The sequence below is a fragment of the Bradyrhizobium sp. ISRA464 genome, assembly GCF_029910095.1.
GTDB lineage: Bacteria > Pseudomonadota > Alphaproteobacteria > Rhizobiales > Xanthobacteraceae > Bradyrhizobium.
Window position 1 is genome coordinate 3492870 of record NZ_CP094526.1, and the last position, 15751, is coordinate 3508620.

16 protein-coding genes are annotated in these 15751 nt (G+C 65.5%); 9 read left to right on the forward strand and 7 right to left on the reverse strand.

Annotation, left to right across the window (positions count from 1 at the left end):
• Window positions 1-75: 75 nt before the first annotated feature.
• The 3 genes from MTX19_RS16310 (at window position 76) to MTX19_RS16320 (ending at window position 3061) form a co-directional block, all read left to right on the forward strand.
• On the forward strand, window positions 76-1338 hold the full coding sequence (locus MTX19_RS16310) for an RluA family pseudouridine synthase (RefSeq protein WP_280984416.1): 1263 nt from the start codon (window positions 76-78) through the stop codon (window positions 1336-1338).
• Window positions 1339-1470: 132 nt separating this feature from the next.
• A complete protein-coding gene (locus MTX19_RS16315) occupies window positions 1471-2691 on the forward strand; it encodes an amidohydrolase family protein (protein WP_280984417.1) in 1221 nt (406 codons plus the stop codon).
• A 58-nt stretch (window positions 2692-2749) separates the two neighbouring features.
• Window positions 2750-3061: a hypothetical protein gene (locus MTX19_RS16320; protein ID WP_280984418.1), complete on the forward strand. Its 312-nt coding sequence runs from the start codon at window positions 2750-2752 to the stop codon at window positions 3059-3061.
• A 173-nt stretch (window positions 3062-3234) separates the two neighbouring features.
• Here MTX19_RS16320 and MTX19_RS16325 read toward each other — a convergent pair whose 3' ends face one another.
• The 3 genes from MTX19_RS16325 to MTX19_RS16340 all read right to left on the reverse strand — a co-directional run bounded on the left by MTX19_RS16325 (window position 3235) and on the right by MTX19_RS16340 (window position 4961).
• The gene (locus MTX19_RS16325; protein WP_280984419.1) at window positions 3235-3444 is read right to left on the reverse strand and encodes a hypothetical protein; all 210 of its coding nucleotides are present in this window, start codon (window positions 3442-3444) and stop codon (window positions 3235-3237) included.
• 469 nt (window positions 3445-3913) lie between these two features.
• Window positions 3914-4711 (reverse strand): Crp/Fnr family transcriptional regulator, encoded by a 798-nt coding sequence (locus MTX19_RS16335; protein WP_280984420.1) that lies wholly within the window; start codon window positions 4709-4711, stop codon window positions 3914-3916.
• A gap of 16 nt (window positions 4712-4727) precedes the next feature.
• A complete protein-coding gene (locus MTX19_RS16340; RefSeq protein WP_280977380.1) occupies window positions 4728-4961 on the reverse strand; it encodes a hypothetical protein in 234 nt (77 codons plus the stop codon).
• A gap of 227 nt (window positions 4962-5188) precedes the next feature.
• On the opposite strand from MTX19_RS16340, the gene MTX19_RS16345 reads away from it, so the two are divergent.
• The 4 genes from MTX19_RS16345 (at window position 5189) to blaOXA (ending at window position 8843) form a co-directional block, all read left to right on the forward strand.
• Complete coding sequence (locus MTX19_RS16345; RefSeq protein WP_280977381.1) at window positions 5189-5974, forward strand: ATP12 family protein; 786 nt, start codon at window positions 5189-5191, stop codon at window positions 5972-5974.
• A gap of 63 nt (window positions 5975-6037) precedes the next feature.
• Window positions 6038-7633 carry a flagellar hook-length control protein FliK gene (locus MTX19_RS16350; protein ID WP_280984421.1) on the forward strand — a complete coding sequence of 532 codons (1596 nt, stop codon included), beginning with the start codon at window positions 6038-6040 and terminating at the stop codon, window positions 7631-7633.
• Complete coding sequence (locus tag MTX19_RS16355) at window positions 7630-7893, forward strand: EscU/YscU/HrcU family type III secretion system export apparatus switch protein (RefSeq protein ID WP_280977383.1); 264 nt, start codon at window positions 7630-7632, stop codon at window positions 7891-7893. The genes MTX19_RS16350 and MTX19_RS16355 overlap by 4 nt, the downstream gene beginning before the upstream one ends.
• 137 nt (window positions 7894-8030) lie before the next feature.
• Window positions 8031-8843 (forward strand): class D beta-lactamase, encoded by an 813-nt coding sequence (gene blaOXA / locus MTX19_RS16360; RefSeq protein ID WP_280984422.1) that lies wholly within the window; start codon window positions 8031-8033, stop codon window positions 8841-8843.
• Window positions 8844-8997: 154 nt separating this feature from the next.
• Here the strand turns inward: blaOXA and MTX19_RS16365 are convergent, their stop codons facing one another.
• The gene (locus tag MTX19_RS16365) at window positions 8998-9489 is read right to left on the reverse strand and encodes a hypothetical protein (protein ID WP_280984423.1); all 492 of its coding nucleotides are present in this window, start codon (window positions 9487-9489) and stop codon (window positions 8998-9000) included.
• 120 nt (window positions 9490-9609) lie between these two features.
• A complete protein-coding gene (locus tag MTX19_RS16370) occupies window positions 9610-10965 on the reverse strand; it encodes a PLP-dependent aminotransferase family protein (protein WP_280986132.1) in 1356 nt (451 codons plus the stop codon).
• A 369-nt stretch (window positions 10966-11334) separates the two neighbouring features.
• Between MTX19_RS16370 and MTX19_RS16375 the strand changes: the two genes are divergently transcribed.
• Window positions 11335-12231 carry a DMT family transporter gene (locus MTX19_RS16375; protein ID WP_280984424.1) on the forward strand — a complete coding sequence of 299 codons (897 nt, stop codon included), beginning with the start codon at window positions 11335-11337 and terminating at the stop codon, window positions 12229-12231.
• A gap of 155 nt (window positions 12232-12386) precedes the next feature.
• Here MTX19_RS16375 and MTX19_RS16380 read toward each other — a convergent pair whose 3' ends face one another.
• Both MTX19_RS16380 and MTX19_RS16385 read right to left on the reverse strand, forming a co-directional pair.
• Entirely contained in the window at window positions 12387-13388 is a 1002-nt protein-coding gene (locus MTX19_RS16380; RefSeq protein WP_280984425.1) for a dienelactone hydrolase family protein, read from the reverse strand.
• A gap of 196 nt (window positions 13389-13584) precedes the next feature.
• Window positions 13585-13995, reverse strand: coding sequence for a DUF4260 domain-containing protein (locus MTX19_RS16385; protein WP_280984426.1), 411 nt, complete (start codon window positions 13993-13995; stop codon window positions 13585-13587).
• Window positions 13996-14182: 187 nt separating this feature from the next.
• Here MTX19_RS16385 and MTX19_RS16390 point away from each other — a divergent pair, with 187 nt between their 5' ends.
• Window positions 14183-15715, forward strand: a complete 1533-nt coding sequence (locus MTX19_RS16390) for an acyl-CoA carboxylase subunit beta (RefSeq protein ID WP_280984427.1) — start codon at window positions 14183-14185, stop codon at window positions 15713-15715.
• The last annotated feature ends 36 nt before the right edge of the window (window positions 15716-15751 follow it).

Sequence of the window (15751 nt, forward strand, 5' to 3'; positions counted from 1 at the left end):
TTTACACCGATTTCGCCGTGACGATTCGCGGCATTTGCGCTACGCACAATGCAGGTCTGGAGCCGAAAAATCACCATGAGCCGCCGCATCAAGAGAACGATATCGCCGGGCGATCGCGCCAAGGACCGAGCCAAGGATCAAGCCAAGGATCGCCCCAAGCACCGGACAAAGGGCGGGCCGGAGCAGCGCAGCCGCAAGCCGGACGAGCGCAAGGCAAGCGACCGTCCGCCGGCGCACCGCGCGCCCGGCAAGGCGGCGCGTTTTGCCGAGCCGCGCCGTGAGCGGCGGGAGCGGGGCGAGCCCGTCGCCCCGACACCGGCGAAAGCTGTGAGCGAGCGGCCGCTGCCGACCAAGGTGCAGACCGTCGTGGTGACGGCGGACGAGAACGGCATGCGGATCGATCGCTTCCTCGAGGCGCGGTTTCCGGGCCTGTCGTTCTCCCACATCCAGCGCATCGTCCGCAAAGGCGAGCTCAGGGTCAACGGCAAGCGTGCCGATTCCAAGGACCGGCTGGAGGAGGGGCAGAGCGTCCGCATCCCGCCGTTGCGGCTCGATGCGCCCAAGGCGGCGGGCGTGCTGTCCGAGGCCCAGACCAGGACCTTGCAGGCGCTGAAGGAGATGACCCTCTACGAGGACGACGACGTGCTGGTGCTGAACAAGCCGGCAGGTCTCGCCGTGCAGGGTGGCTCCGGCATGACGCGCCATGTCGACCAGATGCTGGAGGTGATGCGCGATGCCAAGGGCCAGAAGCCGCGCCTGGTGCATCGCCTCGACCGGGAGACATCGGGCTGCCTCTTGGTCGCCAAAACGCGGTTTGCCGCGACGCATCTGACCGGCGCCTTCCGACATCGCTCCGCGCGCAAGATCTACTGGGCGCTGGTCGCCGGCGTGCCGAAACCGAAGCAGGGCCGCATCTCGACCTATCTCGCCAAGGAGGAGAGCGAGGAGGACACCATCATGCGGATCGCGGCGCATGGCGACGAGGGCGCCAGCCATGCCGTGACCTATTATGCGGTGGTCGAGACCTCGGCGCAGAAGCTCGCCTGGGTCTCGCTGAAGCCGGTGACCGGTCGGACGCATCAATTGCGCGCGCACATGGCGCATATCGATCACGCGATCGTCGGCGATCCCAAATATTTCAACAAGGAGAATTGGGAGCTGCCCGGCGGTCTGCAGAACCGGCTGCACCTGCTCGCCCGCCGCATCGTGATTCCGCACCCGCGCGGCGGCGTGATCGACGCGACTGCACCGCTGCCGCCGCACATGCTGCAATCCTGGAATCTGCTTGGGCTCGAGTCTGACCGGTTCGACCCGATCGAGAACGCGCCCGAGGAATGACCGGCGCTCAGGCGCCGGCGCGGAATAAACTTCGCCGACAGCAACAACGATCAAAGCGGTGTCGAACGTCGCGGCTACCGTGCCGTGTGCCGGGATCGGCCGGCGTGCGTTCATGATCGAAAGGGGTTGTGTATGACCAGGACCTGGCTCCGCACGGCGCTGCTCCTCGGGCTTCTTGGCTCGGCCGCCATCACCGCGACGGCCCTCGCTGAAACGGTCGTGCTCCGCGGCGGCAATCTTTACGCCTCGCCCGACGCAGCTCCGCTACCCAATTCCGTGATCGAGATGACCGACGGCGTCATCAGCGCGGTCGGCAAGTCCGGCGACATCCAGGTGCCCGCGGATGCGCGCGTGATCGATTGCAGCGGCAAGACGATCGTTGCAGGCTTCTGGAACAGCCACGTCCATTTCACGCAAGGCGTCTGGCACAATGCCGGCACCGCACCCGCGGCGCCATTGACCGAGCATATGCAGCAGATGCTGACCCGATGGGGCTTTACGACGGTGTGGGATCTCGGCTCGGATCCCAGGGACACGCTGGCGCTGCGCCGGCGTATCACCGCGAACGAAGTCGCGGGTCCCAACATCCTGCTCGCCGGCAGCATCTTCCCGAAGGACGGCCATCCCGCCTATCTGCCGGCAGAGATGCAGCTACCCGAGGCGTCCACGCCGGACGAGGCGTCGCAGCTGGCGCGCACCTACGTGAACCTCCATCTCGACGGCGTGAAGCTGTTCACCGGTGTGTACAAGGGAAACAGGCCCGTCGTGAACATGGACCCGGCCGTTGCCAAGGCCGCCGTCGACGTGGCGCATGCGCAGGGCAAGCCGGTGTTTGCCCATCCGCAGAACAGGATCGGCGTCGAGACGGTGATCGCGGCCGGCGTCGACGTGCTCGCGCACACCGTCCCGAGTGAAAGCAGCTATACGGCGGAGCAGCTGGCGCATTTCAAGGCGCAGGGCATCGCACTGATTCCGACTCTGTCGCTGTTTACCACCGTCGTCCTCGATCCCGCCGTGACAAATCGCCTGCTCGCCGCAACCGTCAATCAGCTCGAGCAGTTCTCCGAGAATGGTGGCGCGGTTCTGTTCGGCACCGATGTCGGCTTCACCACGCTTTATGACACCACGCAGGAATATGAGCTGATGCACCGCGCGCTGTCGGAGCGCCAGATCCTGGCGTCGCTGACGTCAAATCCGGCGCGATATTTCAAGGCTGCGAAGAAGGGACGGGTGGAACAGGGTTTCGACGCCGATGTCGTGGTGCTCGACGGCGACCCCCTGAACGACGTCCACAATCTCGCGAAAGTGAGCTACACCATCCGCGCCGGTCACGTGATTTATCAGAAACCGTGAAAGCAGAGCATACGACCCATGACTTGAAGCGTTGCCGCAGAAGGACGACATCTTGGTCATGAAACGCTTGTTGATCATGGTTTGTGCGGCGATCTGCATGGTGGGGGCGACGGGCGCGTTTGCGCAGACCATTCCACCGGGTGGCTCGATCTACAATCCGCCACCGCCCAGGCCTCCACCGCCGCCCAAGATCGAGGTGCCGGCAATCCCCAAAATGGACGCTCTGCCCACCCGGCCGAGCGTCAGCTCCAGGGGGCGCGCGTCGTTTGGCGACCGCATGAGCCGATGCATGGACGAGGCCGCCTCCGGCGGCGGATTGAGCCAGGTCGGTCGTGCCGCCTATGCGAGATCCTGCGCCAATGGCGATTAGAGCGTGGGCTGATGAGCAGGCCTTGCCGGAGCACCGCGAGAGGTATCGGCTGCGGCTGTTGGCGAACCTCTCGTGACCGCGTCAGCGCGACGTCATCGCCGAACAATCGGGCAGCGATACCGACAGCCTGCGACGCCGGACTCACGGCAATCCGAACATGCGGAAACGGCGGCTTATCCGAGCGGACTGTCCTGATTTCGTCTTACGATCTTGAGTGTGAGCAGGACGGCTCCGAGCACGAGGAGCAGGAGTCCTATGACAAATGTCCCGGCGGACTCGAATGTCGCGCCGACCGCCGTCAGCAAGCAGCCAAGAATGATTGCGACAAGCCCGCCAAGCTTCTTTAGCAGCAGAAGCTGCCCGTCACTCGCGTGCGCTTCCATGATCAACCTCGCTCTTTGAGTGATGCGGCCACCACGAGCCAGTTGCTTGGACGAGCGACAGGCTCGCATTCGCAGGCTGCAATCGTACACTCGCGCACCCACGGTGGAAATCCTTTGCTGATGACTTTCTCTTTGATTGAATTGCGCTCTGACGATTGGGACAATCGCGCTTACTTAGCGGCGCGATGGAACAAGGCAGGCGCTTCGATTGAGCGGCGCATCCCGCCGCGGCAGCGGAACTTCGGGACGCGCAACGCGTCCCGACACATTTGTCGCAAAGTGTTCGCGACAAAGCCCTGCAAAGCGCTTCAAGTCGAACAGCGAAGGGAACAATTCGCAGATGTATCCGACGCTCGCCAGAGTGCCGAGCGAGTTGCTCGGAATCTGCCTGGCCGAGACCGGGGGGCGCGTCTGGCGCCGGCAATATCTCGAACACGAATTCTCGATCAAGAGCGTGTCGAAGCTGCCGTCAGGCAGATACCGCCCTTGGCTGCAAATAGTCGGGATTGAATTCCGCCAGAGCTTCAAGCTCGCTGCGCCGTGGAAGCACGACGGTGTGTCCCTGCCACTCCAGCAGCTTGCGCTGCCTGAGCGCCTGCAGGGTGCGGTTGGTGTGCACGGTCGAGAGTCCGCAGGCGGCGGCAAGCTCTGCCTGTATCAGCGGAAATGAAAAGCTGTTCTCATTGAGCAATCCGACGAACTCAAGTCGCGTCGCGATCTCGCAGAAGAGGTGGCCGATCCGTTGGATTGCATCGCGCGAGCCGAGGCTTCCGACCCATTGGCGAAAAATCGCCGCGTCGATCAAGGTCTCGCGCCAAAACGCATGCATGAGGGTCGGGGACTTGTCGAGCAGGGCTCTCAGCGACGCATGCGTCACCATGCCGACAGTGCTCGGTCCCGCACTGCAGAGGTCATGATCCATCACCGGCAGATACAACGTCATCAAATCGGGCATGTCGCCCGGGACGTGCAGCGACAGAATCTGACCGCGATCGCCAATGATCTTCCGACGATACAGAAAGCCGTTCATCAGGACAGCGCAGCGAACCGCCGCATCCCCTTCCTTGAGCAGGCATTCGCGATCGTTCAATGTTCTGATCGTGTGAGGAAGGGCTTCCAGTGCGGTACGGTCCTGATCTGAAATGCCAACGCCGGCGTGCAAGCGGGCCACTAACTTTTGGTGCATATGCTCGAGTGTCGACAAGAGCGCGATCCCGATGTCATTCAATCCAATGGTGACGCTCCAGTTATCATCGAAGACCGGCATGACGCCCGAACATCCGTCAACTCCACCAACTGGTGGCGACCGTTACGGTTGCACCAGCGACGACATGCTCGCCATCCCTGATCTCAATCGTCAGGCGATCTTCGCGGCCCTGTCGAGTGAAATCGCGAGCGGCATCGCCAAGAGCGACCAAGGCCAGCTCCCGCGCCACATCGACGCCGGGCAGGTCTTCTCCGACGTCATCCCGGATGACGCCGGTCGCGTCGCGATAATCGAAGAAATAGCGGGGCATGCGGAGCAAATTCGCGACGGAGACCCTTGTTCCAATTTTCGGATCAGCGATTCCAGTGAGCGGAACCCGGCGTCAGCCGAGACGGCTCGCAGACTGGCCGCGACGAGGCCAAGAGGTGCGAGGATTTTGGAGGTGCGAGGATTTTGGCGAGTCCCATCAGCTTTATTTGCCGGTGTCCCTGACATATCTTGCGGGCAAATCCCTCGGAACGAAAGCCGGCCGGCGCGATGCGCGAACTCTTCGACGAAGTTGCAGGACAATCCCCGATCGATCCGCAGGAGGCGGTGCGGCGTCAAACCCGCGCCCCCCAGCGCAAGCGCTTCTACAAGAGCGCCGGTGTCGCGGAGGCCGACGGCGGATTTTCAGTCACACTCGACGACCGGTCGATCCGCTCGCCCTCGGGCAAGCCGATCGTTGTGCCGTCGCGCGCGATCGCCGACACGATCGCGGCGGAGTGGAATGCGCAAGGCGAGACCATCGACCCCCTGACCATGCCGCTGACGCGCTTTGCCAACAGCGTCGTCGAGGGAGTGATCGATCGCGTCGATGAGGTGTCCGAGGACGCCGCGAAATTTCTCGGCAGCGACATGCTGTTCTATCGGGCCGGCCATCCCGAGGCGCTGGTGGCGCGCGAGGCGGCGCATTGGGACCCGGTCCTGTTCTGGGCCGCCGACACGCTCGGGGCCCATTTCATCCTGGCCGAGGGGATCATGCATGTCGGCCAGCCCGAGGCCGCGATCGCGGCGGCGCGGGCTGCGTTTCCGGCGGATCCATGGTCGGTCGCCGCCGTTCACGTCGTGACGACGCTGACGGGCTCGGCGCTGCTGGCGCTGGCGCTGGCGCATGGCTTTCGCGACGAGGACCAGGTCTGGGCCGCCGCCCATGTCGATGAAGACTGGAACATCGAGAAGTGGGGCGTCGACGAGGAGGTCGCCGCGCGCCGCGCCGCCCGGCTGGTCGATTTCAAGGCCGCGGCCGGCATCCTCCGGGCTCTGGCGTCGCCCGTCGGTTAACGAGGGGTTTAGGACGCTCGGCTAGCCTGCCGCACGATCTTACCGGCCGGCCGAGACCCCCATATGGCAATCACAATCAATCCCGTGCTGCCGGTGCTCGCGCCCCAGGCGGGGAGCATTGCGCCGGATCTCACCCTGCAGGCGGGCAGTGTGGTCAACGCGGAGGTGTTGAAGATACTGTCCGCCGATCTGGTGCGGATTGCGATCGCGAGTCTCGCGATCGACGTCCAGACCGAAGTCCCGTTGCAGCAGGGCCAGAACCTGCAGCTTGCGGTCTTGAACACCCAGGATGGCGTCCGCCTGCAACTGGTGGGGTCGGGTGGGGGCGCGACCGGCACACCGGGCGATGCGGTGAAACTGTCGCCAGCGGCGATGGCCGGCGTCGGCGACGCTTCCCCTGTGAATACGACCGCGTCGCAGCCTGTGCTGACGCCGCTCGAGCGTGTTGCCGTCACCGCAGCCATGCAGAGCGCCGCAACCGCACAGGGCAGCCAGGGGCCGCTGTTTGCCAATCTTGCCGCGATCGCGTCGGCCAATTTGCCGCCGAAGCTGCAGGCCGCCGTCGCACAGGTGTTGGCACAGCAGACCAACCTTGACGACAATCTCAGCGGCGATGCCGTCAAGGCCGCATTCCAGAAATCCGGCGTGCTGTTCGAGGCCTCGCTGGCCTCGCGCGCTGCGCCGCCGGCCGGCACCGTGCCTGACCTGAAGGCCGCGCTGATCGTGCTGCGCCAGACGCTGCAGTCGTCGCTCGGGACTGCCGATGCTGCCCGCCCCGCATCCGCGCCGTTGCCTCAGGAGGCGCCGCTGCCGAACCTCGGCGCAGCACCGGGCCTTGCGCCACCGGCCATGCCCGATCTCGAGGTCATCGAGATCCTGCTGCCGCAGGCGCGCGTGCCGGTCGCGGAGGATCTCACGTCTGGCGGCGCGAGCCTTGTCGGCGCGCTGGCCGATGCGCTCGACGGCGGACCGTCGCCGGGCGGCGCGCTCAACCTGCTTCAGGAAGCCTTGCACGAACTTGACGGCCCAGTGCGGCACGGCGCCGGACCGCAGGACATGCCGACCGGCGACGTTGCGCGCACCAACACGCCGCCGCCGCCGTTTCGCGGCGCGCTTCCGGTCGCGCAGGCCATGGCAGAGCCGTCGATCGCGCCGGATGCGCCGCTGTCGACCGTCGCGCATCGCCTCATGGAAAACACCGATGCCGCGCTGGCGCGGCAGACACTGCTGCAGGTCGCCTCGCTGCCGGATGGGGGCGACGCCCTGCGCCCGCAGATCGACGCGATGACGCCACGCTGGAATTTCGAGATCCCGTTCCTTACCGCTCAGGGCACGGCGATGGCGCAATTCGAGATTTCCCGTGACGGCGGCGGCGAGGCCATTGAGGCGACCAAGCGGGCCTGGCGGGCGCGCTTCACACTCGACATCGAGCCGGCGGGTCCGGTGCACGCGCTGGTCTCGCTGAGCGGCGACACCACATCGGTGCGGATGTGGGCAGAGCGGCCGCTAACCGCCGCACAGTTGCGCGATGGCGCCACCGAGTTGAGCCAGGCACTCGCCAGAGCCGAGCTCACGCCCGGCGAGATCGAGATCCGCGACGGCGCGCCGCCGCAAGCAACGCCCGCGCGCGCCGGGCATTTCCTGGACCGCGCGCTATGAGCGAGACCAAGTCCCAGCTCGCGGTCGCCCTGCATTACGATCGCTCCGGCGCGCCCCGCGTCGTCGCCAAGGGCAAAGGCGCGATCGGCGCCAGGATCATCGAGGTCGCCAAGGCCCACGACATCCCGATCGAGGAGAACGAGGTGCTCGCCGGCGCGCTCTCCAATGTCGAGCTCGGCGATGAAATCCCGGAGGAACTCTACAAGGCGGTCGCCGAGGTCCTGATCTTCGTGCTGCGCCTGTCGGGCCGGGTGCGCTAGCAAGAGTGTTGTCGAGCGAAGTGAGGAACCTGGTTCGCGTGACGGCGGCGCGTCAAGGGGAGAGCCTTGTTGCCATCCTTTCACCACGATGGCATCAACCATCGTTGTCTGCCTCAAGAACCGGTCCAGGACCTGCCGTGATCAATCGCCGCCATGCGCTCGGTTTGTTCGCCACAGCGAGCATTTTGCCGTCTCGCAGCTTCGCCAACGTGTCCTACCAGCGCAGCGAGTTTCGTGAGGATCTCGCACGGCGGTTCTTCGATCTCGGTACCGAAGGCACCTTCGTCGGCTACAAGGTCGACGACTACCTGATCATCGCGAGCGACAAGGTTCGCTCGGGTGAAGGCAAGCTGCCGGCCTCGACCTTCAAGATCCCGAACTCGCTGATCGCGCTCGAGACCGGCGTGGTGCAGGACCCCGACAAGGACGTGTTCAAGTGGGACGGCGTGACGCGCAGCATCGAAGCCTGGAACAGGGATCACACGCTGCGTTCGGCGATCGCGGTGTCGGCATTCCCGGTCTATCAGGAGATCGCGCGCCGGATCGGCGAGGAGCGGATGAAGACGTATGTCGAGATGCTCGACTACGGCAATCGCGACATCAGCGGCGGCATCGACCAGTTCTGGGTGTCGGGAAATTTGCGGATCGATCCGATCCAGCAGGTCGACTTCCTCGACCGGCTGCGCCGCGGCGTGCTGCCGGTGTCGAAGCGCAGCCAGGAGCTGGTGCGCGACATCCTGCCGGTGACCAGGGTCGGCGACGCCGTCATCCGCGCCAAGACCGGCTTGACCGACAAGGCGCACGGCTCGCTCGGCTGGCTGGTCGGTTGGGTCGAGAAGGGCGACATGGTGACCGTGTTCGCGATGAACATGGACTGCAAGACGCAGGCGCAAATCGACGCGCGGATGTCGGTGACGCAGCAATGCCTCACCGATATCGTCGCGATCTGACGGGCTGACCTGCCATCATGTTCGCGATGGCGGAGGAGACCGTGCCACCAGGCAAGCAAGACCCGTTCAAAGGCCCGCGAGAGAGGGGTGGTAGCGGGGACGTGATGACGTTCCGAACAACGTCATCACGTTCCGAAGTGCGTAGGGCTTGGCGCTAGCGCCGCGTGAGCGAGAGCGAAACCGCTCTCACATTGCTGCTCGGGTCCGGTCGGATCGATACGGATTGCCGACCGCCGCGCGTCGTCAGCGACAAATTGGCGGAGAAATTGTTGCCGCGCGCGGCGGCTTCGACGTGATCGCCGATCGCTCGTCCGGAAATCGTTCCGGATGCATTGCGGCTCGCTTCCGTCCATGCACCGGAGATGGCGCCACCGCGATATTCAACATTGCTGGCCAGATCGAAATTGTAGCTCGGGCTCGCACATCTGAGCGACAGGCTGAGCTCGGCGCCGGTCCCGGCGACATCGTATCTCGCCCGGCAGCGCAGCCGTTCCTGCATTCCGTCCGACGTGGTCAGGGTGCCGCCGCCTGACCATGAGCCGGCCATGGCGAGGAAAGGCGAGGCGGGCGCGGCCTGCAAAGGCGGAGCGAACAGGCCGAGCGACAGCAGCACGAGGCTGCTCCTCGCGAGTGTGGATCGAGACATCTTGGCCTCCTCTAGCGGTTGATGCCCATCAACGCAGCAGGGTTCCAAAGGTTCTTGCCACGCACATGCATGAAGCTGGCCGGTTCCACGACCCACGATGAAGCGAACTGCGTCGGCCCACTAGTGCCGGATCGCCCGCTGCAGCGCCGACATCACCTTCGGATCGCGGCATTGCGCGACGTTGAAGCGCATGAAGCCGGCGGCCGATTGCGAGGCGCTGAATACATTGCCCGGCGCGAGCACGACGTTGTCGGCCAGCGCCGCGCGCGCCACGTCGGCTGAGTCGCAGCCTGCGGGCAGGCGGCACCAGAGATAGAAGCCGCCGCGCGGCATCAGCCATGGCGCAATGCCAAGGCGCTGCAGTCTGTCGCCGACGTCGCGGCGGGCGCGCGCCAGGCGTCGCCGCAGCTCCTCGACATGCTTGCGATAGAAGCCGCTGGCGAGCACGCTCGCGATGATCTCGGTTGCCACCGCGCTCGGGCCGCCGAACCCGGTGGCGACCTGGAGGTCGACGAGGTCCTCGATCCAGTCCGGCCGCGCGGCAATGTAGCCGCAGCGCACCGAGGCCGACAGCGTCTTGGAGAAACTTCCGATCCGGATCACGCGGTTGAGCCCGTCGAGCGCGGCCAGCCGCGCCGAGGGTTCGGGCTCGAAATCGGCGAAGATGTCGTCCTCGACGATCGTCAGGTCGTATGTCGCGGCGGCGTTCAACAGCCGATGCGCGGTCTGCGGCGACAGCGTCGCGCCGGTCGGATTATGCAGCGCCGAATTGGTGACGTAGAGCCGCGGCCGCTCGGCCTCCAGCACGGCCTCGAAGCGCGCGACATCGGGGCCCGAAGCGGTGTAGGGCACGCTGACGATCTTCACCTGATGCGCGCGGAGCAGGGCACGGAAATTGAAGTAGCAGGGATCGTCGACCAGCACGGTGTCGCCCGGGCGCAGCAGGAAGCGGCAGACCAAATCGATCGCCTGCGTGCCGGAGGCGGTCAGCAGCAATTGCTCGGGCGGCAGCTCCAGTCCTTCGTCGGCGAAGCGCGCCATCAGGATCCGGCGCAGCGTGAGCGAGCCGCGCGTGGCGCCATAGTCCGAGAGTGCGGCGTCTTCGGCCCGCGCCAGGCCGCGCAAGGCGCGGCGCAGCGCCTCGGTCGGCATCCAGTGGGCCGGCAGCCAGCCGCAGCCCGGCTTCAGCGTGGCGCCATCGGTATCGAGCGACTGCCGCGACACCCAGAACGGATCGACGGCGCGGTCGCGCTGCGGCTGGTCCTTGGCCAGCGCCAGCGGCGGCAGCGCGGTGGCCGAGACGTAGAAGCCGGAGCCGGGCCTGGCCCGGATCAGGCCCTCGGCCACCAGCCGGTCATAGGCTTCGACCACGGTGGAGGGCGAGACGCCCATGCTCGCCGCGAAGCTTCTGATCGAGGGCAGCCGGTCGTCGGCGACCAGCGTGCGGCTTGCCACCCTGGCGCGGATCGCGTTCATCACGTCGGCGGTCCGCGTGGTCTTGCTGTGCTCGGAGGGCTGCTGCAAGTGTATGCCTACCTTCGCCCATACAGTTCGGCAATATTGTACTGATCCGTAGCTGCCTTGGCCAGCCCGAAGCGGCTATTCTCGCTGCAAAGAGCAGGATGAGATTCGGTTGAATGAATCTGGCGGCAGGCTCGCTGCACCTCTCCCGCTTGCGGGGGAGGTCGCATCGCATCGAAGATGCGGTGCGGGTGGGGGCTCTTTCCATTACCAAGAACCTTCGTCGTGGAGATACCCCCACCCCAACCCTCCCCCGCAAGCGGGAGAGGGGGCCAGCGTGCTCGCGGTCCGACCATGTCTCTCCACGCGCAAAAGCGAGGTACGATGACCGATTCGAGAGTGGCGTCGGGCGAGGCGATCAGCAGGGCATCGCTCGACGGCTGGGGCAGCGGCCTGCTGGGCGTGGTCATCTTCAGCGGCTCGCTGCCGGCGACGCGAGTTGCGGTCGCAGGCTTTTCACCGCTGTTCCTGACCGCGGCGCGCGCCCTGATCGCGGCGGTGCTGGGGGCTGCGCTGCTGGCGGTGTTGCGGCAGCCGTGGCCGAAGCGCCAGGACCTGGTGTCGCTGACGATCACCGCGCTCGGCGTCGTGCTCGGCTTTCCGCTGCTGACGGCGCTCGCGCTTCAGCACATCACCTCGGCGCATTCGATCGTCTTCATCGGCCTGCTGCCGCTCTCGACCGCGATCTTCGGCGTGCTGCGCGGCGGCGAGCGGCCGAAGCCGCTGTTCTGGCTGTTCTCCTGCCTCGGCAGCGCCACGGTCGCGGCGTTCGCGATCTCGAACGGCGGAGCGGCCTCGCTGACCGGCGATCTCCTGATGGTTGCCGCGATCATCGTCTGCGGTCTCGGTTACGCCGAAGGCGCAACGCTGTCGCGCCGGCTCGGCGGCTGGCAGGTGATCTCGTGGGCACTGGTGCTGTCCGCGCCGCCGGTGCTCGCGCTGACGATCGCCACGCTGCCGGCGAGCTGGGACGGGATCGGCGTCCCGGCCTGGCTCGGGCTCGCCTATGTCTCGATCTTCAGCATGCTGGTCGGCTTCGTATTCTGGTATCGCGGGCTCGCGCTCGGCGGCATCGCCAGCGTCGGCCAGTTGCAGCTGCTGCAGCCCTTCTTCGGCCTCGCGCTGGCCGGCTTGCTGCTGCACGAGCAGGTGCCGTGGACCATGATCGCGGCGACCGCGCTCGTCGTCGCCTGCGTCGTCTTCGCGCGCCGGTTCGCCTGACAGCAGTGCTTAATCCTCACGGTAAGGAGCGCGGAGCGCGCGTCTCTGGACGATGCTGCGCATCGCCAGGCGAACCATGAGGCCATGCACGGGCCTACATCCTTCGAGACGCCGCTTCGCGGCTCCTCAGGATAAGGGGATCATGCTCGGCTCTGTCAGCCCAGCCCAAACAGCGTGCGCAGGAAGTCGCTCACCGCCTTGCGCGCCTCGATCGCGGTGGTCGGATTGCCGCCGACATGCGGGCCGAGCTCGACGCAGGCGTCCTTGTAGCTGAACGGCGCCTGCGTCGCCGCGTTCATCAGCACGCCGCCTTCGCCTTCCTTGATGGTGCAGTGGCGCACGGTCTGCGAGGCGGTTGCTTCCACCACGGTGTTGTTGCCGATCAGGCCGGAATCGAAGCCGTGCGCGGAATCCGGATACTCGGTCAGCACCACGTCGCGCTTGGCTTCCTTGAGGCGCGCGACATAGGCCTTGCAGCTCGCGACGGGATTATAGTCGTCCGGCGTGCCGTGGAAGATCCGGATCGGGCGCGCCGCGACCTCGGTGTCGGTTGCGTAGCTCGTCGAGCAATCCGGATAGAACGGAATATAGGCCGCGAACTGCACGCCGGACTTGTTCCAGAGCTTCTTGAAGCGGTCGAGGCTCGCATAGAGCGCCGCCTGTCCGCCGCGCGAAAATCCCATCAGCGCGATTCTGTCGGGATCGACCCGCGGATGCTTCGCCAGGATCTCCAGCGAACGGTAGATGTCGACGATCAGATTGAGCCGGCCGAGCAGTGCCTGGTTCGGCCCGGTCGCAGTCAGGCCGCGGCCGGAGAAGCCGTCGATCACGAAGGTCGAGATTCCCATGCCGTTGAACTGGCGCACCCAGGCGTCCATCCCGCTGCCGACGCCGCTCGAGCCGTGCATCAGCACCACCACCGGCAGCCGGCCGGCGCCTTGCGCGATCCGCAATTCGCCGCCGACCGTGACGTGCTTGCCGTTGCTGTCGCCGGTCAGGAATTGCCGGTCGGAGATGGTGAGCGAGGGGATGGCGTAGATCTCGGTGCGGGCGGCGATCTCCTTCGGGATCTGTTGCGCGCTGGTCTCGATGCAGGTGAACAGGACGGCGCAGCAAAGGAGGATGGCGGTCGCGGCCAGGCGCCAGTCTGTCAGCATCGGCTCACCCAAGGGTTTCGCAAATGGCGGCAACTAGACCAATCGCAGGGCAGGCTGTCAATTTGCCGGGTCGAATACGAGGCCTTGCCAAGCTGACGACCGGCCGACAGCGTCGGGATTTCAAGGTTGCGCCGTCATGGCCCAGCCCAAGGCTAGCCCAAGGCCGGGCATGACGAAGCGAGGAACGGATTGCGCGCTAAGCCGGCTCCTGTGCTTTCCCGATCCGCCCGAGATGGGTGAAGCCGAAGCCCCTGGAATATTTCAGCCCGTAGCCGAGCGCGCGGTCGATCCCGATATGGGCGAGCCAGATCATCGCGATCGAGAGCACCAGCGGCTCGGCGCTGGCGAAGCCGAGCGTCATCAGCGCCACCGGCGCCAGATAGGCATGGGCGGCATTGTAGACGAGGGCGCCGATCCGGGGGCCGGCGAGGTAGGCGGCAAAGCTTAGGTCCGGCACCAGGAAGAGCAGGATATAGACCAGCCACGACCCCTCCCATTGCGCATAGAGCACGGTCATGCCCAGGAACAGCACCAGGCCCTCCAGCCGGAGCAGGGTACGCACCCCGCCGGTCGGTGCGCCGGTCTCGGCCACGGTCGTTTCGGTCATTGCCATCTCCCCAGATATCGGAAAATCCTACCGTTTTTGCGCCCCAACCCGCCCACAAGGCGGTTTCCGGTTACGAAAACGCCGTGCTAAAGCGTTTTCGGGCGAAGTGGGAACCGGTTCGCATCAAGACAATACGTCGGCGCCATCCCTCAAACGGTGGTCCAGTAGCTAATACGGGCGGAAGCAGATGAAAGATATCCTCGATACCCTCGAAGAACGGCGCGCGGGCGCCAAGCTTGGCGGCGGTGAGAAGCGCATCGAGGCGCAGCACGCCCGCGGCAAGCTGACCGCGCGCGAGCGTATCGAGCTTTTGCTGGACAAGGGGTCCTTCGAGGAATTCGACATGTTCGTCGAGCACCGCTCGATCGAATTCGGCATGGAGAAGACCAGGATCCCCGGCGACGGCGTCGTCACCGGCTGGGGCACGGTCAACGGCCGCAAGACCTTCGTCTTCGCCAAGGACTTCACCGTGTTCGGCGGCTCGCTGTCGGAAACCCATGCGCTGAAGATCACCAAGCTGCAAGACATGGCGATGAAGGCGAGGGCGCCGATCATCGGCCTCTACGACGCCGGCGGCGCGCGCATCCAGGAGGGCGTCGCCGCGCTCGCGGGCTATTCCTACGTGTTCCGCCGCAACGTCATCGCCTCGGGCGTGATCCCGCAGATCTCGGTCATCATGGGCCCCTGCGCCGGCGGCGACGTCTATTCGCCCGCGATGACCGACTTCATCTTCATGGTGAAGAACACGAGCTACATGTTCGTCACCGGTCCGGACGTGGTGAAGACCGTCACCAACGAGGTGGTGACTGCCGAGGAGCTCGGCGGCGCCTCGGTGCACGCCACGCGCTCCTCGATCGCCGACGGCGCGTTCGAGAACGATGTCGATGCTCTGTTGCAGATGCGCCGGCTGATCGACTTCCTGCCGTCGAACAACTCCGACGGCGTGCCGGAATGGCCGAGCTTCGACTCCATCGAGCGGGTCGACGATTCGCTCGACACGCTGATCCCCGACAATCCGAACAAGCCCTACGACATGAAGGAGCTGATCCTGAAGGTCGTCGACGAGGGCGATTTCTTCGAGATCTCGGAGGCCTTCGCCAAGAACATTGTCACCGGCTTCGGCCGCATCGCGGGGCGCACCGTCGGCTTCGTCGCCAACCAGCCGATGGTGCTGGCCGGCGTGCTCGACAGCGATGCGTCAAGAAAGGCGGCGCGCTTCGTCCGCTTCTGCGATGCCTTCAACATCCCGATCGTCACCTTCGTCGACGTGCCGGGCTTCCTGCCGGGCACGAGCCAAGAATATGGCGGCCTGATCAAGCACGGCGCGAAGCTCTTGTTCGCCTATTCGCAGTGCACGGTGCCGCTCGTCACCATCATCACCCGCAAAGCCTATGGCGGCGCCTTCGACGTCATGGCGTCGAAGGAAATCGGCGCCGACATGAACTACGCCTGGCCGACCGCGCAGATCGCCGTGATGGGCGCCAAGGGCGCCGTGGAGATCATCTTCCGTTCCGACATCGGCGATCCCGACAAGATCGCGGCGCGAACCAAGGAATACGAAGACCGCTTCCTGTCCCCCTTCATCGCCGCCGAGCGCGGCTACATCGACGACGTCATCATGCCGCATTCGACCCGCCGCCGGATCGCCCGCGCGCTCGCGATGCTGAAGGACAAGAAGGTGGAAATCCCGGCGAAGAAGCACGACAATTTGCCGTTGTGAGCTGTTGTAGGTGGGTTAGCGAAGCGTAACCCACCA